At 72.1% G+C, this 20,644-nt stretch carries 22 protein-coding genes; 11 read left to right on the top strand and 11 right to left on the bottom strand.

Annotated elements, in window-relative coordinates:
• Positions 1 to 81: 81 nt before the first annotated feature.
• From tnpB to ACFW1I_RS20885, 4 genes are all read right to left on the bottom strand, one after another.
• The gene (gene tnpB, locus ACFW1I_RS20900; RefSeq protein WP_384672007.1) at positions 82 to 1,533 is read right to left on the bottom strand and encodes an IS607 family element RNA-guided endonuclease TnpB; all 1,452 of its coding nucleotides are present in this window, start codon (positions 1,531 to 1,533) and stop codon (positions 82 to 84) included.
• Positions 1,530 to 1,994 (bottom strand): IS607 family transposase, encoded by a 465-nt coding sequence (locus ACFW1I_RS20895; RefSeq protein ID WP_384672004.1) that lies wholly within the window; start codon positions 1,992 to 1,994, stop codon positions 1,530 to 1,532. Before ACFW1I_RS20895 ends, tnpB begins: the two co-directional genes overlap by 4 nt.
• A 107-nt stretch (positions 1,995 to 2,101) precedes the next feature.
• Complete coding sequence (locus ACFW1I_RS20890) at positions 2,102 to 3,412, bottom strand: dicarboxylate/amino acid:cation symporter (protein WP_384672002.1); 1,311 nt, start codon at positions 3,410 to 3,412, stop codon at positions 2,102 to 2,104.
• Positions 3,413 to 3,811: 399 nt separating this feature from the next.
• Complete coding sequence (locus ACFW1I_RS20885) at positions 3,812 to 4,078, bottom strand: DUF4229 domain-containing protein (RefSeq protein ID WP_384672000.1); 267 nt, start codon at positions 4,076 to 4,078, stop codon at positions 3,812 to 3,814.
• A 172-nt stretch (positions 4,079 to 4,250) separates the two neighbouring features.
• Between ACFW1I_RS20885 and ACFW1I_RS20880 the strand changes: the two genes are divergently transcribed.
• Positions 4,251 to 4,784, top strand: coding sequence for a GNAT family N-acetyltransferase (locus ACFW1I_RS20880; RefSeq protein WP_384671997.1), 534 nt, complete (start codon positions 4,251 to 4,253; stop codon positions 4,782 to 4,784).
• A 78-nt stretch (positions 4,785 to 4,862) separates the two neighbouring features.
• Positions 4,863 to 5,732: a helix-turn-helix domain-containing protein gene (locus ACFW1I_RS20875; RefSeq protein WP_384671995.1), complete on the top strand. Its 870-nt coding sequence runs from the start codon at positions 4,863 to 4,865 to the stop codon at positions 5,730 to 5,732.
• Positions 5,733 to 5,790: 58 nt separating this feature from the next.
• Here the strand turns inward: ACFW1I_RS20875 and mqnE are convergent, their stop codons facing one another.
• Entirely contained in the window at positions 5,791 to 6,954 is a 1,164-nt protein-coding gene (mqnE, locus tag ACFW1I_RS20870; RefSeq protein WP_384671993.1) for an aminofutalosine synthase MqnE, read from the bottom strand.
• 50 nt (positions 6,955 to 7,004) lie between these two features.
• Positions 7,005 to 7,460, bottom strand: a complete 456-nt coding sequence (locus ACFW1I_RS20865) for an Lrp/AsnC family transcriptional regulator (protein WP_031013392.1) — start codon at positions 7,458 to 7,460, stop codon at positions 7,005 to 7,007.
• Between the two features lie 124 nt (positions 7,461 to 7,584).
• Between ACFW1I_RS20865 and ACFW1I_RS20860 the strand changes: the two genes are divergently transcribed.
• Positions 7,585 to 7,710 carry a hypothetical protein gene (locus ACFW1I_RS20860; protein ID WP_267883599.1) on the top strand — a complete coding sequence of 42 codons (126 nt, stop codon included), beginning with the start codon at positions 7,585 to 7,587 and terminating at the stop codon, positions 7,708 to 7,710.
• Here ACFW1I_RS20860 and ACFW1I_RS20855 read toward each other — a convergent pair.
• Genes ACFW1I_RS20855 through ACFW1I_RS20845 form a run of 3 tightly spaced genes read right to left on the bottom strand, consistent with a single transcriptional unit; the run spans position 7,707 to position 10,757 of the window.
• Positions 7,707 to 8,396, bottom strand: a complete 690-nt coding sequence (locus ACFW1I_RS20855) for a UbiX family flavin prenyltransferase (RefSeq protein ID WP_384671990.1) — start codon at positions 8,394 to 8,396, stop codon at positions 7,707 to 7,709. The genes ACFW1I_RS20860 and ACFW1I_RS20855 overlap by 4 nt on opposite strands.
• Positions 8,397 to 8,406: 10 nt before the next feature.
• A complete protein-coding gene (gene mqnP / locus ACFW1I_RS20850) occupies positions 8,407 to 9,309 on the bottom strand; it encodes a menaquinone biosynthesis prenyltransferase MqnP (RefSeq protein WP_384671988.1) in 903 nt (300 codons plus the stop codon).
• Positions 9,306 to 10,757, bottom strand: a complete 1,452-nt coding sequence (locus tag ACFW1I_RS20845) for a menaquinone biosynthesis decarboxylase (RefSeq protein WP_384671985.1) — start codon at positions 10,755 to 10,757, stop codon at positions 9,306 to 9,308. Before ACFW1I_RS20845 ends, mqnP begins: the two co-directional genes overlap by 4 nt.
• A 90-nt stretch (positions 10,758 to 10,847) precedes the next feature.
• Here ACFW1I_RS20845 and ACFW1I_RS20840 point away from each other — a divergent pair, with 90 nt between their 5' ends.
• Together ACFW1I_RS20840 and ACFW1I_RS20835 are read left to right on the top strand one after the other, a co-directional pair.
• Positions 10,848 to 11,282: a PLD nuclease N-terminal domain-containing protein gene (locus tag ACFW1I_RS20840; RefSeq protein ID WP_384671983.1), complete on the top strand. Its 435-nt coding sequence runs from the start codon at positions 10,848 to 10,850 to the stop codon at positions 11,280 to 11,282.
• On the top strand, positions 11,282 to 12,169 hold the full coding sequence (locus tag ACFW1I_RS20835; RefSeq protein WP_384671981.1) for a LysR family transcriptional regulator: 888 nt from the start codon (positions 11,282 to 11,284) through the stop codon (positions 12,167 to 12,169). The genes ACFW1I_RS20840 and ACFW1I_RS20835 overlap by 1 nt, the downstream gene beginning before the upstream one ends.
• On the opposite strand, the gene ACFW1I_RS20830 is transcribed toward ACFW1I_RS20835, so the two are convergent.
• The gene (locus ACFW1I_RS20830) at positions 12,081 to 13,001 is read right to left on the bottom strand and encodes a DMT family transporter (RefSeq protein WP_384671979.1); all 921 of its coding nucleotides are present in this window, start codon (positions 12,999 to 13,001) and stop codon (positions 12,081 to 12,083) included. The two genes, ACFW1I_RS20835 and ACFW1I_RS20830, sit on opposite strands and share 89 nt — an antisense overlap.
• A 171-nt stretch (positions 13,002 to 13,172) precedes the next feature.
• Here ACFW1I_RS20830 and ACFW1I_RS20825 point away from each other — a divergent pair, with 171 nt between their 5' ends.
• From ACFW1I_RS20825 to ACFW1I_RS20800, 6 genes are all read left to right on the top strand, one after another.
• Positions 13,173 to 13,802 carry a flavodoxin family protein gene (locus ACFW1I_RS20825; protein WP_384671976.1) on the top strand — a complete coding sequence of 210 codons (630 nt, stop codon included), beginning with the start codon at positions 13,173 to 13,175 and terminating at the stop codon, positions 13,800 to 13,802.
• Positions 13,803 to 13,918: 116 nt separating this feature from the next.
• Positions 13,919 to 14,371 carry a nucleoside deaminase gene (locus ACFW1I_RS20820; RefSeq protein ID WP_384671974.1) on the top strand — a complete coding sequence of 151 codons (453 nt, stop codon included), beginning with the start codon at positions 13,919 to 13,921 and terminating at the stop codon, positions 14,369 to 14,371.
• Complete coding sequence (locus ACFW1I_RS20815; protein ID WP_384671972.1) at positions 14,364 to 15,272, top strand: isopenicillin N synthase family dioxygenase; 909 nt, start codon at positions 14,364 to 14,366, stop codon at positions 15,270 to 15,272. Before ACFW1I_RS20820 ends, ACFW1I_RS20815 begins: the two co-directional genes overlap by 8 nt.
• Before the next feature lie 87 nt (positions 15,273 to 15,359).
• Positions 15,360 to 17,420, top strand: coding sequence for a hypothetical protein (locus ACFW1I_RS20810; RefSeq protein ID WP_384671969.1), 2,061 nt, complete (start codon positions 15,360 to 15,362; stop codon positions 17,418 to 17,420).
• A gap of 4 nt (positions 17,421 to 17,424) precedes the next feature.
• The gene (locus ACFW1I_RS20805) at positions 17,425 to 18,957 is read left to right on the top strand and encodes an ABC transporter substrate-binding protein (RefSeq protein WP_384671967.1); all 1,533 of its coding nucleotides are present in this window, start codon (positions 17,425 to 17,427) and stop codon (positions 18,955 to 18,957) included.
• A 179-nt stretch (positions 18,958 to 19,136) separates the two neighbouring features.
• Complete coding sequence (locus ACFW1I_RS20800; RefSeq protein WP_346170226.1) at positions 19,137 to 20,291, top strand: aromatic acid exporter family protein; 1,155 nt, start codon at positions 19,137 to 19,139, stop codon at positions 20,289 to 20,291.
• A 44-nt stretch (positions 20,292 to 20,335) separates the two neighbouring features.
• Here ACFW1I_RS20800 and ACFW1I_RS20795 read toward each other — a convergent pair whose 3' ends face one another.
• Positions 20,336 to 20,539 (bottom strand): hypothetical protein, encoded by a 204-nt coding sequence (locus ACFW1I_RS20795; protein WP_384671965.1) that lies wholly within the window; start codon positions 20,537 to 20,539, stop codon positions 20,336 to 20,338.
• Between the last annotated feature and the right edge of the window lie 105 nt (positions 20,540 to 20,644).

Below are 20,644 nucleotides of genomic sequence, written 5' to 3'. Positions count from 1 at the left end.
CCCGCAAAGCCTACGTGCCGTTGCCAAGGCCGCAGTCAGGTCTCGGCATTCCGAGCTTTTCGGCCCGGAAGGTCCGTCTCGTCACCAGAGCGTCAGGGCTTCGGTTTGAGGACGGTCTCTCGTTTCCTTCCCGCGCGGGGCGGGGATCGCGCCGTCTGCCCGCCCCGCCGTGGCCTTGCGGCCGCGGCGGGTGGTGCGGGTCTTCTGGTCGGCTCCACGAGGCTTCGACACCGCTGGGGTGTCCCGGTCTCCGGCCACTCCGGTACCGGTCGTACGTGTCGCCGCGAGGGCGACGAGGTTGAGCCCGGCGTTGTCGTCCCGGTCGATGACCAGGCCGCAGGCGTCGCACTCGTAGGTCCGGACATGCAGCGGCAGCTTGGCTTTCACCGCGCCGCAGCCGGAACAGGTCTTTGAAGACGGGTACCAGCGGTCGGCGACCACGAGGCGGGTGCCGTGCCGTTGGCGGGTCTTGTAGCCGAGCTGGCGCCGGATCTCGCCGAACCCGGCGTCCGCGATCCGGCGGGCCAGACGCCGGTTGCAGAGCATCCCGGCGGCATTGAGGTCCTCGATCACGATGGTGCCGTATTCGGCCGCCAGCGCGGTGGTGAGTTTGTGCAGGGCATCGGCCCGCAGGTTCGCCACCCGGTGGTGGATCTTGTTGCGGGCCGCGCTGGCCTTCTCCCACCGCTTCGACGGCTTGCGGCCGGTACGGCGGTCGGGCCCCTGGCGGCGGGACACGGTCCGGGAAGCCCGGCGCAGCGGCTTCAGCGCTTGGTCGTAGTGCTTCGGGCTGGGCACGGTGCGGATCTCGCCGGTCGATTCGGCCAGCACCGCGAGGGACTTCACGCCGAGATCCACGCCCACGGCGGCTACGGGACGGGCGACACGGACGAGATCCCGCTTCACCTCGGCCTGGAAGGAGGCAAACCAGCGCCCCCGCTCGTGGCGCACGGTCGCCGACAGGATGCGGGCCGTCCCGGCCTGGACGCGGGCCAGGAGTTTCACGGTGGGCTCATGGGTACGGATCGTGCCCAGCCTCGGCAGCGTCACATGCCGGCCGTCGCCCTCGACACGGATGGTGCCGGTGGTGAACCGGCACGCCGGACGCGCCTTCCGCTTCGCCTTGAACCGAGGCGCACCCACCCTCTTGCCGCGCCGCTTCCCGTTCTTCGACTTGGCGTAGTTGTCGAACGCGGCGGCGGCGTTCGCCAGGCCGGTGCCGTACGCCTCCTTGGAGTTCTCCTCCCACCAGTCGGCGAACCTCTGATCAACCTTCTTGGCCTCGTTGAACGCCTTCCGCAGGGACGGCAGCGACCACGGCCGCCACGACGTCAGCTCCCTCTCGGGGATGCCGTACGTCTCCTCGGCCCCGCGTTGCCACCACGACGCGGTCACCCACGCCACGGCCCAGTTGTACGCGGCACGGGCTGCGCCGCAGTGCGAGCGGAGCGCCTGTTCCTGGGCGGCGTTCGGGTCCAGCGCGAACCGGAACGCCTTCACCACGAACCCGGGTCGCGGCCGGAACTTCTTCACTCGACAGCCTCACCGGTCCCGACAGGATCGAGGACGACCAGCCGTCGCCCCGACGCCGTCAGTACGGCCTCCAGGTGCTCTACACCGAACCGGGCCAGCCGGTCCCGGTGTTCCACCACGATCACGGCGGCGTCCGGATCGGACAGGATGAGGTGCAGTTTGCGCCGCCGCCCGTCCAGTCCCGAACCGACCTCAGTCACGACTTCCGCGACCGACAGTCCCAAACCCGTGGCCCCGTGGACCACCCGGGCCACCTGCCGGTCAAGATCCGGCTTCTGTTCCACTGACGAGACCCGGCAGTACACCACCACCCGGCCGGATGGCCGGACAGCGGGCTCATCGACCAGCCACGTACCCGAAGGCGCCTGACGGACCGGGACAGGCATCTTCCCGTCCCGCACCCACCGCCAAGCCGTCTGGTAACTCACACCCTGCCGACGCGCCCACTCCGAAAGCCTCACACGAACAAGATGAATGACCAGAGATGACTACGAACAGATAGAACATCCGTAGCAGCCCTCACCCTCACCCGGGCGGGGCGAGGGTGACGAAGGCTTCCCAGGCCGACTCAGGCCGCAAGCGCCGGCTCGCGCTCGTCCACGGGGGACGCCGTCACGGCGTCGTACCGGTCGACGTCGAGGATCTTCTCGCGGGCGGAGACGATCACCGGGACCAGCGCCTGGCCGGCGACGTTCGTGGCCGTCCTGACCATGTCCAGGATCGGGTCGATCGCCATGAGGAGGCCGACGCCCTCCAGGGGGAGGCCCAGGGTGGAGAGGGTCAGGGTCAGCATGACCGTCGCGCCGGTGAGGCCGGCGGTGGCGGCGGAGCCGATGACCGAGACGAAGGCGATCAGCAGGTAGTCGCCGATGCCGAGCTGGACGTCGAAGATCTGCGCGATGAAGATCGCGGCGAGCGCCGGGTAGATCGCGGCGCAGCCGTCCATCTTGGTGGTGGCGCCGAACGGGACGGCGAAGGAGGCGTACTCCTTCGGGACGCCGAGGCGCTCGGTGACCTTCTGGGTGACCGGCATGGTGCCGACCGAGGAGCGGGAGACGAAGGCCAGCTGGATGGCGGGCCAGGCGCCCTTGAAGAACTGGAGCGGGTTGACCTTGGCGACGGTCGCGAGCAGCAGCGGGTAGACGCCGAAGAGGACCAGGGCGCAGCCGATGTAGATGTCGGCGGTGAAGGTCGCGTACTTGCCGATCAGGTCCCAGCCGTAGTCGGCGATGGCGAAGCCGATGAGGCCGACGGTGCCGAGCGGGGCGAGGCGGATGACCCACCACAGGGCCTTCTGGAGGAGCTCCAGGATCGACTCGGAGAGGGTGAGGATCGGCTGGGCCTTGTCGCCGAGCTTGAGGGCGGCGATGCCGGCGACGGCGGCCATGAAGACGATCTGGAGGACGTTCAGCTCGGTGAAGGGCGTGATGACGTCCGTCGGGACGATGCCGGTGAGGAAGTCGATCCAGGAGCCCTCGCGCTTCGGCAGCTTGCCGTCCTGCGGGGTGAGGCCGGTGCCGGCGCCCGGGTTGGTGATCAGGCCGATGGCGAGGCCGATGGCGACCGCGATCAGCGAGGTGATCATGAACCACAGGAGGGTGCGGGTGGCGAGCCGGGCGGCGTTGTTCACCTTCCGCAGGTTGGTGATGGACACCAGGATGGCGAAGAAGACGAGCGGGGCGACGGCCAGCTTGAGCAGCTGGACGAAGATGTCGCCGACCTGCGCGAGGGTCTCCTTCAGCCAGGAGACGTCCTGGCTGCGGGCGATCCACCCGAGCAGGACGCCGAGCACCAGACCGGCGACGATCTGGGCCCAGAAGGGGACCTTCGGTATCCGGGACGAGGGCTTGGCCTCGGTGACGGACGCGGACGCGGACACGGACACACTCCACTGATGCGTATGGCGATACGGGACGGGGGTGCGGCACTCGCCCGTGCTTCTCGCACGGGGCGCCGCTGCATGCTGCCGGGGAGGCACGGGGCCTCAGGACTCGCGGCGACAACAGGCCGCGGACATACAGCGGCAGAGATCGACGTGCAGGCGCGCCACGAGCGGGATGCCCGGGGCGTGAAGGAGGCGCACTGCTGTCGTCATGGCCGATACGTTAACACTTGAACTTTGAGATCCTCAAAGCTGTTCTTTGAGATCGCCTTCCGCCCCACCCCACCCGAAACACAGAACGCCCCTGATGGGAGCCATGAAGCTCACACCAGGGGCGGGTGATCTGTGAGGAACCTTACGCGGTCCTTATGGCGCCCGTCGTGACGGGCAAGCGGCTCAGACCGCGTCCTCGCGGGTGCGGTTCTCGTGGAGGCGGCCCTTGGCGCGGTCGACCTTCTCGACGATCTCGGCGCTCAGGCTGTCGCGCTGCTTGCGGAGCAGGACGAAGCTCAGGGGGGCCGAGACGACGATGGAGAGGAGGAGGACCCACAGGAGGTTGGAGTCGCCGAGGCCGCGCGGCAGCGCGCCGACGTAGACGAGGCCCCACAGGGCGAGGAAGCACCCGGCGAAGATGCCGAGCCGCATCAGCGAGTAGCGGAGCATGACCCACTCTTTCGTTCCGGGGTTCCGACGTTCTGGGGTTCCGAACCTTCCCATTACGGGACGAGCGTCCCCCAGTGAAGCACGGCGCGGGGTCCGCGCCGGAGGCGGGGTCGGGGGCGGGCGGGTCCGAAAGCCCTTGAGGGCCAGGTGGAGTAATAGATACTATCGAGTTATGACCCTTACCTTTGAGGCCGATCCGGCCGTCGACCGGGCCCTGACCGACGGCATCCTCGCCCTCTGGGCCGACGTCACCAACGCCGGCGGGGCCGTCGGCTTCGTCCCGCCCGTCACCCACGACGACATCCGCCCCGCCCTCCTCAAGCACCTGTCGGGCATGACGCAGGGCACCCATCGCCTCCTGGTCGGCCGGGACGCGGACGGCGACGTCGCCGCCACCGCCGTCTACGCCTTCAACGGCCACCGCCTGATGACCCACTGGGTGTGGCTGTACACGGTGATGGTCCACCCGAAGCACCAGGGCAAGGGGTACGGCCGCGATCTGATGGCGGCCGTCGAGCACACCGCCCGCACCGCCCCCGGCTTCGAGGCGATCGAGGCCATCCGGCTCGGGGTCCGCGGTGGCACCGGCGTCGACGCCTTCTACGCGAAGGCCGGTTACAAGGAGGTCGGACGCGTCCCCGGCGCCATCCGCGTGGCCCCCGGCGACGACCGCGACGACATCACCATGCTGCTGCCCCTGACCTGACCGGGCACGGATTGTCGGGTGCCGGACCGCACCCCGTTCCTACGGTGAGGACAACGCAGGAAACAGGAAGGACCGGGCGTGCTGGACGGACTGAACCGGGCCCTCGACCACATCGAGGCCCGCCTCGACGGCGACCTCGACCCGGCCGAGCTGGCCCGGATCGCGACGACCTCCGAGTACCACTTCCGGCGGCTCTTCTCGGCCCTGGCCGGGATGCCGCTGTCGGAGTACGTGCGGCGCAGGCGGCTCACCGTCGCCGGCGCCGAGGTGCTCGCCGGGGAGCGGACGCTCCTGGAGATCGCCGTGCGCTACGGCTACGGCTCCGGCGAGGCGTTCGCCCGCGCGTTCCGCGCGGTGCACGGCATCGGGCCCGGCGAGGCCCGCCGCACCGGCGCCGTGCTCACCGCCCAGCCGCGCATGTCCTTCCGCCTCGTCGTCGAAGGGAACAGCAGCATGAAGTACCGCGTCACGACCCGGGACGCCTTCGGGATCACCGGCAGCAGGGCCAGGGTCCCGCTCGTCCACGAGGGCGAGAACCCGGCGATCGCCGCCCAGATCCGCGGCCTCGGCCAGGAGGCGCTGGCCCGGCTGGCCGGCCTGTCCGCCGGGGAGCCCGCCGGGCTCGTCTCGGCGGTCGTCCACCTCACCGACAGCCGCGAGGAGGGCGCCGAGCTCGACCACTGGTACGGCGCGGTGACCGGCCCGGAGGCGCCCCCGGAGGAGTACGAGACCCTCCGCGTCCCCGCCGGCACCTGGGCCGTCTTCGAGAACGAAGGTCCCTACCCGCAGGCGCTCCAGTACCTGTGGCGGGACGTCTTCACCGAGTGGTTCCCGTCGAACCCGTACGAGAGCCGCCCCGGCCCGGAGATCCTCTCCGTCCGCCCGTCGGCGGACTGGCGGACGGCGGCGGCGGAGCTGTGGATCCCGGTGGAGCACACGAAGGCGTAGCGGACGCAGAGAGGCCCGGCGGGGATCCCCCGCCGGGCCTCTCCCGCGTGGAGGGACGTCAGACGCGCATCGCCTGCGGCGTCTCCCGCCGGTCCGCGTCCGGTCCCGGGTACTCGCGGATGATCTCGTACCGGGTGTTCCGCTCGACCGGCCGGAAGCCCGCGTCGCGGATCAGCTCCAGCAGGTCCTCGCGGGTGAGCTTGTTCGGCGTGCCGTAGTTGTCGGCGTCGTGCGTGATCTTGTACTCGACCACCGAGCCGTCCATGTCGTCGGCGCCGTGCTGGAGCGCGAGCTGGGCGGTCTGCACGCCGTGCATGACCCAGAAGACCTTGACGTGCGGCACGTTGTCGAAGAGGAGCCGGGAGACCGCGAAGGTCTTCAGCGCCTCCGCGCCGGTCGCCATCGTCGTCCGCGCCTGCAGCTTGTTGCGGACCTTGCCGTCCTGCATGTCCACGAAGTCGTGCTGGTAGCGCAGCGGGATGAAGACCTGGAAACCGCCGGTCTCGTCCTGGAGCTCCCGCAGCCGCAGCACGTGGTCGACGCGGTGGCGCGGCTCCTCGATGTGCCCGTACAGCATCGTCGAGGGGGTCTTCAGGCCCTTCTCGTGGGCGAGGCGGTGGATCCGCGACCAGTCCTCCCAGTGGGTGCGGTGGTCCACGATGTGCTGCCGGACCTCCCAGTCGAAGATCTCGGCGCCGCCGCCGGTCAGGGACTCCAGACCGGCGTCGATCAGCTCGTCGAGGATGTCGGAGGCGGACATCCCCGAGATGGTCTCGAAGTGGTGGATCTCGGTGGCGGTGAACGCCTTGAGGGAGACGTTCGGGAGCGCCTTCTTCAGCTCGGAGAGCGACCGCGGGTAGTACCGCCAGGGCAGGTTCGGGTGGAGCCCGTTGACGATGTGGAGCTCGGTGAGGTTCTCGCTCTCCATCGCCTTCGCGAGGCGCACGGCCTCCTCGATGCGCATGGTGTACGCGTCCTTCTCGCCCGGCTTGCGCTGGAAGGAGCAGTAGGCGCAGGAGGCGGTGCAGACGTTGGTCATGTTCAGATGCCGGTTGACATTGAAGTGGACCACGTCGCCGTTCTTGCGGGTCCGGACCTCGTGGGCCAGACCGCCGAGCCAGGCGAGGTCGTCGGACTCGTACAGGGCGATGCCGTCCTCACGGCTCAGCCGCTCACCGTCCCGGACCTTCTGCTCAAGTTCGCGCTTGAGTCCCGCGTCCATGTACGGCCGCCTCCCTTTATCTCCGAAACCAAGGCTCACCCACCGTACTCTCAGCCCTCCTCGGGCAGGTCCCCGACCCGGTTCTCCCACTTCGTGGAGAGCACGATCGTCGTCCGGGTGCGGGAGACGCCCTTGGTGCCGCTGAGCCGGCGGATCGTCTTCTCCAGTCCGTCGACGTCGTTGGCGCGGACCTTGAGCATGAAGGAGTCGTCGCCGGCGATGAACCAGCAGTCCTCGATCTCGGCGAGGTCCTTCAGCCGGCGGGCCACGTCCTCGTGGTCGGCGGCGTCGGAGAGGGAGATGCCGATGAGGGCGGTGACGCCGAGGCCGAGCGAGGCGGCGTCGACGGTGGCGCGGTAGCCGGTGATGACCCCGGCCGCCTCCAGGCGGTTGATGCGGTCGGTGACGGAGGGGCCGGAGAGCCCGACGAGCCGTCCCAGCTCGGCGTACGAGGCGCGGCCGTTCTCGCGCAGGGCCTGGATGAGCTGCCTGTCCACGGCGTCCATAGGTATACGACCTTCCATTGTCCAGCGATACCGCAAGTTTAGGTGTAGAATCTAAGGCATGCAGGGCCGTCACCCTGCGAATCTTTCAGCAGATCAAAGACGATCTTTCAGGAGTGAGAACACCGTGTACACGATCGAGATGGCCTACGCCCGTATGCGCGAGCTGCAGGACCTGGCCAACCGCTCGCGTGCCCACCAGACCGCCTCCGCCTCGAAGCGGGCCCCGAAGAAGGCCGCGAAGAAGCGCTAACCGGCACGGGGAACCCCCGGAGCTCCTCCTCCGAGTTCCCCCCGCCACCGGCGGTACAGCTCGTGCGGCACCCCTGCCGCGTCGAGCGTCCGCCCCGCGACGAAGTCCACCAGGTCCTGGATGTGCGTCGCACCCGCGTAGAACGCCGGAGAGGCGGGCAGCACCACGGCGCCCGCCTCGTCCAGCGCCACCATCTGCTTCAGCGTCTGCCCGCTCAGCGGGGTCTCCCGCACCACGACGACCAGCGGACGCCGCTCCTTGAGCGTCACGCTCGCCACCCGCTGCAGCAGGTCCTTCGACAGACCGAGCGCCACTCCCGCCACCGCGGCGGTCGAGGCCGGCACGATCAGCATCCCCTTCGCCGGGTACGACCCCGAGGACGGCCCCGCCGCCAGGTCGCCGGCCGCCCAGTACCGCACGTCGTCCAGCGACTCCACCGGCACGTCGAAGGCGTCCGGCTTCCCGTCCGCGCCCCGCGCCAGCCAGGCCGCCAGGTCCTCGCGCCAGTGCGCGTCCCGGAAGCCGATCCCCGTCTCGTCGAGCAGGGTCAGCCGCGAGGCCCGCGACACCACCAGATCGACGCTCTCCCCCGCGGCGAGCAGCCCCCTGAGCACGGACGCGGCGTACGGCGTCCCCGACGCCCCGGAAACCCCCACGACCCACGGGGTGCGCTTGCCGTCGTTCATGGCGCCGAGCCTAGAGGGTGAGCCCGCGGACCAGCAGGTCGAGCAGGGCGCAGACGAAGAGGGAGATGCCGATGAAGCCGTTCGTCGTGAAGAAGGCCCTGTTCAGCCTCGACAGGTCGTGCGGCTTCACGATCGAGTGCTCGTAGCAGAAGGCCGCGGCCACGATCACCAGGCCGATCCAGAAGAACAGGCCGGCGTCGGTGGCCAGCGCGTACCAGACCAGCAGGCCGGTGGTGACGACGGCGGAGGCGCGGGCGCCCCACAGCGCCGCCGGGATGCCGAAGCGGGCCGGTACCGACATCACGCCCTGCGCCCGGTCCGCCTGGACGTCCTGGCAGGCGAAGATCAGGTCGAAGCCGCCGATCCAGATGCCGACCGCGAGGCCCAGGACGACCGCGTCCCAGGACCACTCCCCGGTCACCGCGAGCCAGGCGCCGATCGGGCCGATCGCCTGGGCGAGGCCCAGGATGGCGTGCGGGAAGTTCGTGAACCGCTTGCCGTACGGGTAGACCACCATCGGGATGACGGCCAGCGGCGCGAGCGCCAGGCAGAGCGGGTTGAGCAGCGCCGCCGCGCCGAGGAAGACGACGACCGCGATCCCGGCCCCGGTCCACGCGGACCGCACCGACACCGCGCCGGTGACCAGCTCGCGGTTGGCGGTGCGCGGATTACGCGCGTCGATCTCGCGGTCGATGATCCGGTTGCAGGCCATCGCGAAGGTCCGCAGGCCGACCATGCAGACGGTGACGAGGAAGAGCGTCCACCAGTCGATCTTCCGGTCCAGCTGGAACATCGCGGTGAGCGAGGCGATGTAGGCGAAGGGCAGCGCGAAGACCGAGTGCTCGATCATCACGAGCCGGAGGAACGCCTTCGTGCGCCCCGGCTGGGCGCCCGGGACGGCGGCCGTGGTCACAGCCCGTACTCCTTCCAGCGGCGGTCCACCAGGGCCGCCGTCGCCGGGTCCGACTCCACCATGTCCGGCCAGCCGCCGTCCCGGGTGTAGCCCTCCTCCGGCAGCTTCTTCGTGGCGTCGATGCCCGCCTTGCCGCCCCAGAACTGCTGGTACGAGGCGTGGTCCAGGTGGTCCACCGGGCCCTCGACGACCGTCAGGTCGCGTGCGTAGTCGGTGTTGCCCAGCGCCCGCCAGGAGACCTCGTGGAGGTCGTGCACGTCGCAGTCCTTGTCGACCACGATGATCAGCTTGGTCAGCGACATCATGTGGGCGCCCCAGATGGCGTGCATGACCTTCTGCGCGTGCTTCGGGTACTTCTTGTCGATCGAGACGATCGCGCAGTTGTGGAAGCCGCCCGACTCCGGCAGGTGGTAGTCGACGATGTCCGGCACGATGATCTTGAGGAGCGGCAGGAAGAAGCGCTCCGTCGCCCGGCCGAGGGGTCCGTCCTCGGTCGGCGGCCGGCCGACCACGATCGACTGGAGCAGCGGGCGCTTCCGCATGGTGACGCAGTCGATCTTCAGCGCGGGGAACGGTTCCTGCGGCGTGTAGAAGCCGGTGTGGTCGCCGAAGGGTCCCTCCGGCAGCATCTCGCCCGGCTCCAGCCAGCCCTCGATCACGACCTCGGCCTGCGCCGGGACCTGGAGCGGGACGGTCTTGCAGTCGACCATCTCGATCCGCTTGCCCTGCACGAAGCCGGCGAAGAGGTACTCGTCGATGTCGCCGGGGAGCGGGGCGGTGGAGGCGTACGTGACGGCCGGCGGGCAGCCGAAGGCGATCGCGACCGGCAGCCGCTCGCCGCGCTCGGCGGCGAACGCGTAGTGGTTCCGGCTGTCCTTGTGGATCTGCCAGTGCATGCCGATGGTGCGCTTGTCGTGCCGCTGGAGCCGGTAGAGCCCCAGGTTCCGCACGCCGGTCTCGGGGTGCTTGGTGTGGGTGAGGCCCAGGTTGAAGAAGGAGCCGCCGTCCTTCGGCCAGGTGAAGAGCGCGGGGAGGAGGTCGAGGTCGACGTCGTCGCCGGTGAGGACCACCTCCTGCACGGGCGCGTCCTTCACCTTCTTCGGCGGCACGTGGACCATCGAGCCCAGCTTGCCGAACGCCTCCCGGACGCCGACGAAGCCGTGCGGGAGCTCGGGCTTGAGCAGCCCGCCGATCTTCTCGCTGATCTCCTCGTACGACTTCAGGCCGAGCGCCTTGAGGAGCCTGCGGTCCGTGCCGAAGACGTTCATCGCGAGGGGCATGGCGGAGCCCTTCACGTTCTCGAAGAGGAGCGCGGGCCCGCCCGCCTTGTTCACCCGGTCGACGATCTCCCCGACCTCCAGGTACGGGTCGACTTCGGCCTTGATGCGCTTGAGGTCGCCTTCGCGCTCAAGGGCCCTGAGCAGCGAGCGGAGATCGTCGTAAGCCATACGGGCAAGTATCGGTCACCGGCTAGGCTGGACTCGTCACCGGGGCCGGTTCGACGCGCCCCCGCCACCGCTTCCAGGGGGCTGCTCCACATGCTCAGGGCACTGATGATCCTTCTGCCGCTGGCGCTGACGATCTACGCCTTCATCGACTGCCTGAACACCCCCGAGGACGAGGTCAAGCACCTGCCCAAGGTGGTCTGGGTCGTCATCATCCTGCTGTTCTGGGTGGTCGGACCGGTCGTGTGGCTCTTCGCCGGGAAGGCGCGGCAGACCACGGCCCGCGGCGGGCGCGGCGGCCGGGGCGGCTGGGTGGCCCCGGACGACAACCCCGAATTCCTGAAGTCGCTGGGCGACGAGAAGCCCCGGAAGCCGTCCGCCGAGGGGCGCGACGCCGCGATGTTCCAGGAGTGGGAGGACGACCTCCGCCGCCGCGAGGAGGAGCCGGAGCGCGGCGAGGACGGACCGAAGCGCCCCGAGAACCGCCCCGAGGGGCGCCGTGAAGAGGGCGAGGACAAGGAGAGCTGATGGAACTGCGCCTCCTCGCCACCTTCGAGAAGGTCGCCGAAGTCCTCTCCTTCACCCGCGCCGCCGCCGAGCTCGGCTACGCCCAGTCCAGCGTGACCTCGCAGGTCAAGGCGCTGGAGTCGTCCCTCGGCACCGAGCTGTTCGAGCGGCTCGGGGGCCGGATCCGGCTGACCGGGGCCGGTGAGCGGCTGCTGCCGTACGCGCGCCGCATGGCCGAGCTGGCCGAGGAGGCGCGGGCGGCGGTCGCCGCCGGGGAGGCGGCCGGGACGATCACCATCGGCACCATGGAGTCCCTGACGACCTACCGGCTCCCGCCGCTCCTGGAGTACGTCCACCACCGCCACCCGGCCGTCCGGCTCGCCCTGCGCCCCACGCTCGGCGACGCGACCCGGCAGGCGCTGCGGCAGGGCACGTACGACCTCGGTTTCCTCATGGAGGCCGAGACCGAGCACGAGGGCCTGGAGACGGAGGTGCTGGCGCCGGAGCCGCTGGCCCTGGTCGCGGCCCCGGGCCACCCGCTGGCGGACCGTACGGACCTGGTCACCGCCGATCTCGCGGGCGCCGGCCTGATCGGCACCGAGCCGGGCTGCGCGTACCGGGACCTCTTCGAGGCGGAGCTGGCGGCCGGGGCGGGCGCCGGGGCGGCCGTGGAGTTCCTGGAGTTCGGCACGATCGAGGCGAGCAAGCGGGCGGTGGCGTCCGGTCTGGGCATCGCGCTGCTGCCCCGGATCGCCGTCCAGGAGGAACTGGCGTCCGGGGCGCTGGTGGCGCTCGGCTGGGAGGCGCCGTTCACGCTCTTCACGCAGCTCGCGTGGCGACGGGGGAAGCGGCTTCCGGCCCACGTGCGACTGTTCGTGGAGCAGGCGCGGCGACTCGCCCGAGAGTGACCTTCAGGCTGGCGAGGACGATCAGCGGGACGCCGAGCGCCTGCACGAGCCCGATGTGGTGCCCGTACACCGCCCAGTCGACGCCCATCGCGACCGCCGGGTAGGTGAAGGCGAGCACCGCGATCTTCGGGGTGGGCAACTTGGCGTAGGCCGCGTACATGAGGACGTACATCAGCCCGGTGTGGATCAGCCCGAGCCCGGCCAGCCACACCCACCCGGCGCCGAGGCCGGAGACCGCGCCGAGGTCGGTGAAGGGCAGCAGCAGCGGCACTCCGGCGGCCACCTGCACCAGGGCGATCAGGTGCGGCCGTACGCCGGTGATCCGCTTGGTCACGAAGGTGGCGAGCGCGTAGAGGACGGCGGCGGCGAGCGCGTACCCGAGCCCGGCGAGGGAGGCGGTGTCGCCCGGCCGCACCCCGGAGACCAGCACGAGCCCGGCGAAGGCGACGACCAGCCAGCCGAGCTTGCCGGCGGGGATCCGTTCGCGCAGGAAGAGGGCGCTGAGCAGCACCAGGAAGAACGGCTGGGTGTGGTAGACGACGGTGGCGAGCGAGATGGACGTGGCCGCGTACGCCTCGAAGAGGAACACCCAGTTGAAGACGATGAACACGCCGCCGAGGACGGCGAGTCCGAACGAGCGGGCGGTGAAGCCGTGCCCGGTGAAGAACCCGCGGGCGAGGCTGTAGAGGCCGAGGGCGACGGCCCCGAAGAGGCACCGGAAGAAGACGACCTCGAAGGGCGAGGCGCCGGACTCGACGACGAAGACGCCGAGCGTGCCCGACAGCACCATGGCGAGGGTCAGTTCAAGGGTTCCGCGGGTCTCGTTTCTCATGCCGACGACGCTACGGACGAGGCCGGTGGTCGGTCCACTGCCTGCTGGGGCGTCCTTCCGATGGGACCGATCGGAAGGACCGATGGGGGCCGGAATACCCACGTGGGCGGCCGGGTTGGCACCGGAACACCCCACAGGCAGGGCACCACCCACACCACCGGAGCAGCAGACATGACGACCCTCGACGCCGAGCCCGGCGCTGACCGCTCGTTCCTCTTCGTCCTCGGCAGCTCCCGCGCCGACGGCAACTCGGAGATCCTGGCCCGCGAGGCCGCCGCCCACCTGCCGGCCGGCATACCGCAGCGCTGGGTCGACCTGAACACCCTGGACCTGCCCGACTTCCAGGACGGCCGGCACGAGGAGGCGGGCCACCGGGCCGGCGAGGTGGAGGAGCAGCTGCTCCGGGCCACGCTGGAGGCCACCGACGTCGTCATCGTCTCCCCGCTCTACTGGTACACGCTCTCCGCCCAGACCAAGCGCTACCTGGACTACTGGTCGGGCTGGCTGAACATGCCGGACTCGGACTTCAAGCAGCGGATGGCGGGCCGCACGCTGTGGGGCGTGACGGCCATGGCCCACGACGAGCACGTCGTCGCGGACGGCCTGACGACCGCCCTGCACAACTCGGCGGCCTACATGCGCATGCGCTTCGGCGGCGTCCTCCTGGGCACGGCCTCCCGCCCCGGCCGCATCAGGGCCGACGAGCAGGCCCTGATCCGGGCCAAGACCTTCTTCGAGAGCGAGACGCCCCTGGCGCTGTTCGCGTACGAGGAGGAGGGGGCGGGCGTCACGGTGGCCTGAGGCGGGGGCCGGGGACGCCGGCGAGGGCGTCCCCCCGCGCCGCGGATCCGCTCCCGACGGATGACGGAGTCGGCGCGGGGTGTGAGGGGCCCGGTCCGCCGGGGAAGGCTCCCCCCATGGACCAGGAACAGGCCCGGCGGTGGCTCTCCGCCGCCCTCGACGAGGCCCGCGGCGGGCGCGGCGAGGGCGGGGTGCCCATCGGCGCCGCGCTCTACGGCGCCGACGGGGTGCTGCTCGGGCGCGGGCGCAATCGGCGGGTGCAGGACGGGGACCCTTCCGCGCACGCCGAGACCGCCGCCTTCCGGGACGCCGGGCGGCAGCGCTCGTACCGGGGGACGACGATGGTGACGACCCTGTCGCCGTGCTGGTACTGCTCCGGGCTCGTGCGGCAGTTCGGGATCTCCCGGGTCGTCGTCGGGGAGGACCGGACCTTCCGCGGCGGGCAGGAGTGGCTCGCCGCGCACGGCGTCGAGGTGGTCGTCCTCGACGATCCCGAATGCGTCGAGCTCATGCGTACCTTCATCGCGGAGCACCCCGCCCTCTGGAACGAGGACATCGGACATGACTGAGGCGCGTCTTCCGACCATCGACCTCGCCCGCGACCCCGCGCCCCAGCTGCCCGCCGTCGACCGCGCCCTGCGCGACGCCGGGTTCCTGCTGGTGTCCGGGCACGGGGTGGACCCCGCGCTGCCGGCCGCCATCCGGGAGAGCGCCCGCGCCTTCTTCCACCTGCCGGCCGCCGTCAAGGCGCCGTACGCGGTGCGGGTCGGCGGGCGCGGATGGCTCGGGCCGGGGGCGGAGGCGAACGGGTACGCGGAGGGGACCGCGACCCCGCCCGACCTGAAGGAGTCGCTGTCCTTCGCGGCGGAGGAGCCGACCGGCGACCCGGCGGTGGACGCGGAGTGGTTCCTGCCGAACGTCTGGCCCGCCGAGGCTCCGGAGCTCAAGCCGCTGGTGGAGGCGTACCTCGCGCAGATGAGGGCGCTGGCGGACCGGGTGCTCGACCTGCTCGGGTCGGCGCTCGGCGAGGAGCGGGACTTCTTCACGCGGCACACCGGGCACCCCACCTTCGGCTTCAACATCAACTGGTATCCGGCGCGGGAGCGGACCGGCCCGCCCGAGCCCGGGCAGTTCCGGATCGGGCCGCACACCGACTTCGGGACCGTCACCCTCCTCGACCGGCAGGCCGGCAAGGGCGGGCTCCAGGTCTTCTCCGACGCCGGCGGCTGGCAGGACGCGCCCCACGACCCGGCCGCCCTCACCGTCAACATCGGTGACCTGATGGCGGGTTGGACCGGCGGCCGGTGGCGTTCGGGACGGCACCGGGTGCTGCCGCCGCCCGCCGACGCGCCCGCGGAGGAACTGATGTCGCTGGTGTACTTCTACGAGTGCACGCCCGGCACGACGATCCACGGCATCGAGTCCCACCGGTACCTGCGGGCGCAGCTCGACGCGATCGCCACGGAGTGACAACGCCTCAGCAACAGACCCGAAAAGACTCTCCAGTTCCCAACACACCGTCGATATCCTTGAGTTGACTTGCGACGGGGGTGGCGGGTGGACAGAGAGCTGTACGGCCGCGAGGCGGTTCTGGAGGCGCGTGGGCTCGCCGCGCGGCTCGTCGGACTCGGACCGTACGGCCGCGGCCGGGTGCCGTACGAACACGGCGAGGACCCGCCGGTCACCGTCTTCACCGGCGGCCGCGGCATGGGCAAGACGGTCCTGCTCAAGGAGATCCGCAACCGCTACCGCGGCTTCACCCCGCTCGCCCTCCTCGACTGCGCCGCCATCGAGGAGCCCGCCGACCACGGCGCGGGCTGGTCCCCGGTCACCGGCGCCCTCACCGAACTCGCCCTCCAGCTCGCCCCGCGCGGCGAGGCCTTCCGGGCCGTGCCCTTCCCGCGGCTGTCGCTCGGGCTGGTCGCCGTCACCTCGGTCGGCTGGACCCGCGAGGACGACGAGCGGGCCCGCCGCGACCTGCTGCGGCTCGGGCCGCTGCTCGCCACCGTCGACGCCGGCCGGGCCGCCGCGGCGTCCTGGGTCGGCAAGGTCCTCGCCAAGCTGGCCGGCACCGCAGCCGAGGCCGGCGCGCCCTTCGCCGGGCTGATCGCCGAGGCGACCGTCGAGACCGTCGTCGAGGAGTTCTTCGGCGTCTTCAGGAAGGCGCCCGAGGACTGGTTCGGCGGCTACCGCAACGCCGGCGGGCGCGGCCGGGCCGGACTCCAGCAGCTCGCCGTCGACTTCGCCCAGGGCGGGCCGCGCCGGGCGGAGGCGGAGGGCTTCCTCACCCTCACGCTCACCGAGGACCTGCACCGCGCCTACACCGGGCTGAAGCTCGGCAGCCGCGTCGGCCGGCCCCTGGTGCTCCTTGACAACGCGCACGAACCGGCCGGCCGCGCCCTGGTCGAACCGGTGCTGCGGGCCCGTGCCGACGGCCGCCGCGACCACACCGTGGTGCTCGCCGCCTCCCGGCTCCCCGAGCACGAGGCGCTCCGCCACGCCACCCGGATCCGGCTGCCCGAGACCGCCCACCGGGCGCCCTGCCCGCGCACCAGCCGGGTCGGCTCCGGTCTCCTCGCCGTCGAGCTCACCCCGCTCACCCCCACCCAGACCCGCGCCGCCTTCGACCGCCACGATCCGGCCGACCGCGCCCCCGCCGACCTCTCCCGGGCCGTCCACCGGCTCACCGGCGGCCGCCCCCTCGGCGTCGACCTGCTCGCCCGCGCCGCCGGCGAGGCGCCGCCCGCCGTCCGCGCCACGCTCACCCCCGGCGACCTGCTCGACCTCGCCGTGGAGCTCCGCGAGGACACCGCGCCCGTGCCGGTCGCCCCCGCCCTGCTCGCCGCCCTGCTGCCGGTCCCCAGGACAGGGCCGTACGCGGTGCTCGCCGCCGCCCACGACGAGGAGTCCGCCCGCCGCCTCGCCCAGGTCCGGCTGCCCGCCGAATCCCTCGACGGCGACGTCGCCCTCCGGGTCCGCGACCGGCTGCGCGCCGAGCACTGGGCCGACCACCCCGGCCACTTCGTCGGCGACCCGCTGCTGCGCGCCCTGCTGCTGCACCGGCTCCGCTTCGAGGACGACGACCACCCCGCGTACTCGGCCTGGCGGGCCGTCCACGAGACCCTGCGCCGCCACTACGGGCCGCAGCCGGGGCCGCACCGGCTCCACCACGACCTCGCCCTCGGCGACACCGCCGAGGCCGTGGCCCATCTGCGGCTCACCTTCCCCGGGCCCGACGTCCTCGGCTGGCTCGGCCTGCTCCGGTTCGTCGCCTCGGCGCCGTATCCGCGCGAGCGGGGCCGCACCGGACCCGACCCGCGCCGGGCCGTCGCCCTCGGCCAGGACCCCGACCCGGCGCTCCCCGACGGGCTCGGACCCGACGCCGCCGAACTGCACCTCGCCATCCGGCGGCTGCTGCACGCCGTATGGCTGCTCACCGATCCGCTCGCGCTGCCCGACGAGGAGGTGGCCGACCGGCTGGCGCACGAACTGCGCCGGCTCTCCGGCCGCCACCTCACCGGCAGCGGTCCACTGTGGGACGCGGCCGGCCACTGGCCGCGGGACATCCGCGCCTGGCGGCAGCCCTCGCTGCCGCCGGGGCGCGAGGACGGAGTCTGACGCCATGCTCGACCGGCTGCGCCGCCGCTTCTTCTGGACACCCCGGCAGAAGCTCCTCAGCACCCTCGTCGCCACCGCCCTCGTCGTCGGGCTCGGCGGCTGGGGCCTCTACACGTACCTCGAACCGGAGGACCGTTCCTGCGCCGCCGGTGTCGCCCGTCCCGCGAACAGCACGGAGTGCATCGGCGTCGACGGCGGCGGACACGACTTCCGCGTCCCCGCCCTCACCGCGATCACCGCCGCCATCGGGCGCGAGAACGCCACCCTGAAGGCCGGCGAGTACGCCACCGTCGCCCTCCTCCTCCCGATCACCGCCACCGACCCCGGCACCGGCGAGAAGATCCTCCGCGAACTCCAGGGCGCGTACGCCTACCAGTACCGGGCCAACCACGAGTCCAACAGCGAGACGCCCAAGATCCGTCTGGTCCTCGCCAACACCGGCGACCGCAACGCCCACTGGCGCACCGTCGTCGACCGGCTCACCGCCATGACCGGCGCCCCCGACCGGCTCCGCGCCGTCTCCGGCGTCGCCACCTCGTCCGCCGAGGTGCGGGAGGCGGTCGCCGCGCTGACCGGCGCCGGGATCGCCGTCGTCGGCACCACGATCACCGCCGACGACCTCGCCAACGGCCCCCGCCGCGACCCCTTCCCCGGCCTCGCCCGGGTCTCCCCCACCAACGGCGACGAGGCGAAGGCACTGGCGAACTTCGGCAAGGTCGACGCCGCCCGCGCGATCCTCGTCCAGGACTCCCGCACCGGCGACCACTACATCGACACCCTGCGGACCGCCTTCGCGACGTCCCTCAAGGGCGCCCCGTACGAGCCGCAGCTCTACACCTCGCCCGCGAACAACACCGAGGAGGGCACCACCGCCAACACCTTCCGCCAGATCACCCACCTGATCTGCGACACCCGCGCCGAGACCGTCTTCTTCGCCGGCCGCCACACCCAGCTCCGCCAGTTCATCAACGCGCTCGGCTCGCGCGGCTGCGCCGACCGCGCCTTCACCGTCCTCACCGGCGACGAGGGCTCCTACCTCGGCGCCGACACCAAGCTGAACCGCGCGGCCCTCGGCAAGAAGCTGACCGTCCGGTACGCGGCGCTCGCCCACCCGGACGCCTGGAAGCCCGCGCCGGGCCGGCCGGTGCCGACGACCGGCGGCTCGGTCGTCGCCTTCGAGACCTTCCTGACCGACATCGCCCGCGCCGACGAGAAGCCGGTGCCGCTGCGGGACGGGCAGGCGATCGTCGCGTACGACGCGATGGCGACGGCCGTCCACGCGATCCGCCAGGCCACCCCGGCCGACGCCCCCTACCCGGAGCTCGCCGACGTCGGCACCCAGTGGCCGCAGGTCAAGGGCTCGCTGCGGGTCCAGGGCGCGAGCGGCTGGATCTGCCTCGACAACCACGGCAACCCGTACAACAAGGCGGTCCCCATCGTGGAACTGGCCCCCGACGGCACCCAGCGCTTCGTCCAGATCGCCTGGCCCGAGAACACGCCGCCGGCCACGAGCTGCCTGCCGCCGAAGCGCGGGTGATCCCGCGTCCGCCCGGCCGTATCCGCGCATGACTCCGCGGCCGGCCGGGCAGGCGGTCGTCCAGAGGGCCCCTCCGGGGCGGGCGAGGCGACGGGACGAGGTGGGACGTGGCGCGCGGTGGAGCGGGACGGGGCCGGGGGGACGGTCTGGCGGCGAGGCTCCGCCGGGACCCGTTCGTCGTGCAGACCGTACGGTCCACGGCCGCGGCCACCCTCAGCTACGTCGTCGCCCTCCGGCTCAGCAGCGAACCGGTCCCCCTCACGGCGCCCCTCACCGCCCTCCTGGTCGTCCAGGTCACGCTCTACTCCACCCTCACCACCAGCCTGCGGCGGGTGAACTCCGTCGTCGTCGGCGTCCTCATCGCCATCGCGTTCAGCGCCGTCGTCGGCCTCTCCTGGTGGAGCCTCGCCCTGGTGATCCTGGCGTCGCTGCTCGTCGGCCGGCTCGTCCGCGTCGAGGAGTTCATCCCCGAGGTCGCCATCAGCGCCATGCTCGTCCTCGGCGTCACGCAGGTCTCCGACACCGCCTGGGACCGGGTCCTGGAGACCCTCATCGGCGCTGTCGTCGGCATGCTCTTCAACCTGTTCCTCGCCCCGCCCGTCTGGGTCGACACCGCCGGCGAGTCCATCGAGGACCTCGCCCGGCGCATGCGGCTGCTGCTCCTCGACGTGGCGGACGAGTTCACCGGCGCGCCGCCCGTCGAGCGGGCCGCCGCCCGGCTCCACGAGGCCCGCCGCCTCGACAACGACGTCGCCGACGTCGACGCGGCCCTGCGCACCGCCGAGGACAGCCTGCGGTTCAACCCGCGCGTCAAGGAGGGCCTGCTCCACCGGGTGGTGCTCCGCACCGGCCTCGACACCCTGGAGATCAGCGCCGTCGTCCTGCGGGTCCTCGCCCGCACCCTCACCGACCTGGCGAAACACCGCGCCGGGCAGGCCCTGCTGCCGGACCGGGCCGCGCTCGCCGTCCGGGAGACCGCCCAGTACACCGCCGACTCCCTCGTCAGCTTCGCCGTCCTCGTCACCGCCCGCGGCAGCGAGGCGGCCGAGGCGGCGGAGAGCCGGCTGGCGGGCGAACTGCGGGCGGCCAGGGCCTGCCGGGACGACGCCGCCGACCGGCTCCTCGCCCTCGCGCTCGCCGACCCCGGCGCCTGGCAGCTGCACGGGGCGCTGCTCGCCGAGCTCGACCGGATCCTCGACGAGCTCGACCCCGAGCACCGGGGCCGCAGGCTGATGGAGGAGCTGGACCGGCAGGCCGCCGAGCGCCGGGCGCGCCGCGCCCGCCTCACCCGCCGTGACCGCCTCTTGCCCCTGCGGTCACGCGCCCGCCGCTGACCGGGAGGCAGGGCCAGGGGGCAGGGGCAGGGCCAGGGGCAGGGTCAGGGGACCCATTTCGGCCAGGGCGCCTCGTCCCGGGCGTACAGCTCCCGCAGCTCGTTCCACCGGCCGGTGGTCCACTGCCGCCAGTCGGTCGGGCGGCCGTCCAGCGCGTCCCGCAGCCGTTCGAAGTGGTCGTGCCAGCCGGCCAGGCAGTCGAGCAGCAGCTCCCTGTCGCCACGCATCTCGTTGGTGAAACGCAGCACGGTCGACGCCCCGCCGGCGGGCGGGGGGGGGCGGGGTCGGGGGTCGGGGCGGCGGGGGGGCGGGGGGGGGGGCGCGGGCGGGGGGGGGGGGGCGCGGGGGGGGTG

The sequence above is a fragment of the Streptomyces sp. NPDC058955 genome (assembly GCF_042741435.1).
Lineage (GTDB): Bacteria > Actinomycetota > Actinomycetes > Streptomycetales > Streptomycetaceae > Streptomyces.
This window is presented reverse-complemented; position numbering and strand designations above follow the sequence as displayed.

Excerpts from the sequence above, each read along its gene's own strand:
- ACFW1I_RS20845 (WP_384671985.1), bottom strand. The coding sequence starts at position 10,757 with ATGGCTTACGACGATCTCCGCTCGCTGCTCAGGGCCCTTGAGCGCGAA.
- mqnE (WP_384671993.1), bottom strand. The coding sequence starts at position 6,954 with ATGGACGCGGGACTCAAGCGCGAACTTGAGCAGAAGGTCCGGGACGGT.
- ACFW1I_RS20840 (WP_384671983.1), top strand. The coding sequence starts at position 10,848 with ATGCTCAGGGCACTGATGATCCTTCTGCCGCTGGCGCTGACGATCTAC.
- ACFW1I_RS20865 (WP_031013392.1), bottom strand. The coding sequence starts at position 7,460 with ATGGACGCCGTGGACAGGCAGCTCATCCAGGCCCTGCGCGAGAACGGC.
- ACFW1I_RS20825 (WP_384671976.1), top strand. The coding sequence starts at position 13,173 with ATGACGACCCTCGACGCCGAGCCCGGCGCTGACCGCTCGTTCCTCTTC.
- ACFW1I_RS20835 (WP_384671981.1), top strand. The coding sequence starts at position 11,282 with ATGGAACTGCGCCTCCTCGCCACCTTCGAGAAGGTCGCCGAAGTCCTC.
- ACFW1I_RS20885 (WP_384672000.1), bottom strand. The coding sequence starts at position 4,078 with ATGCTCCGCTACTCGCTGATGCGGCTCGGCATCTTCGCCGGGTGCTTC.
- ACFW1I_RS20815 (WP_384671972.1), top strand. The coding sequence starts at position 14,364 with ATGACTGAGGCGCGTCTTCCGACCATCGACCTCGCCCGCGACCCCGCG.
- ACFW1I_RS20805 (WP_384671967.1), top strand. The coding sequence starts at position 17,425 with ATGCTCGACCGGCTGCGCCGCCGCTTCTTCTGGACACCCCGGCAGAAG.
- ACFW1I_RS20830 (WP_384671979.1), bottom strand. The coding sequence starts at position 13,001 with ATGAGAAACGAGACCCGCGGAACCCTTGAACTGACCCTCGCCATGGTG.
- ACFW1I_RS20820 (WP_384671974.1), top strand. The coding sequence starts at position 13,919 with ATGGACCAGGAACAGGCCCGGCGGTGGCTCTCCGCCGCCCTCGACGAG.
- ACFW1I_RS20880 (WP_384671997.1), top strand. The coding sequence starts at position 4,251 with ATGACCCTTACCTTTGAGGCCGATCCGGCCGTCGACCGGGCCCTGACC.
- ACFW1I_RS20855 (WP_384671990.1), bottom strand. The coding sequence starts at position 8,396 with ATGAACGACGGCAAGCGCACCCCGTGGGTCGTGGGGGTTTCCGGGGCG.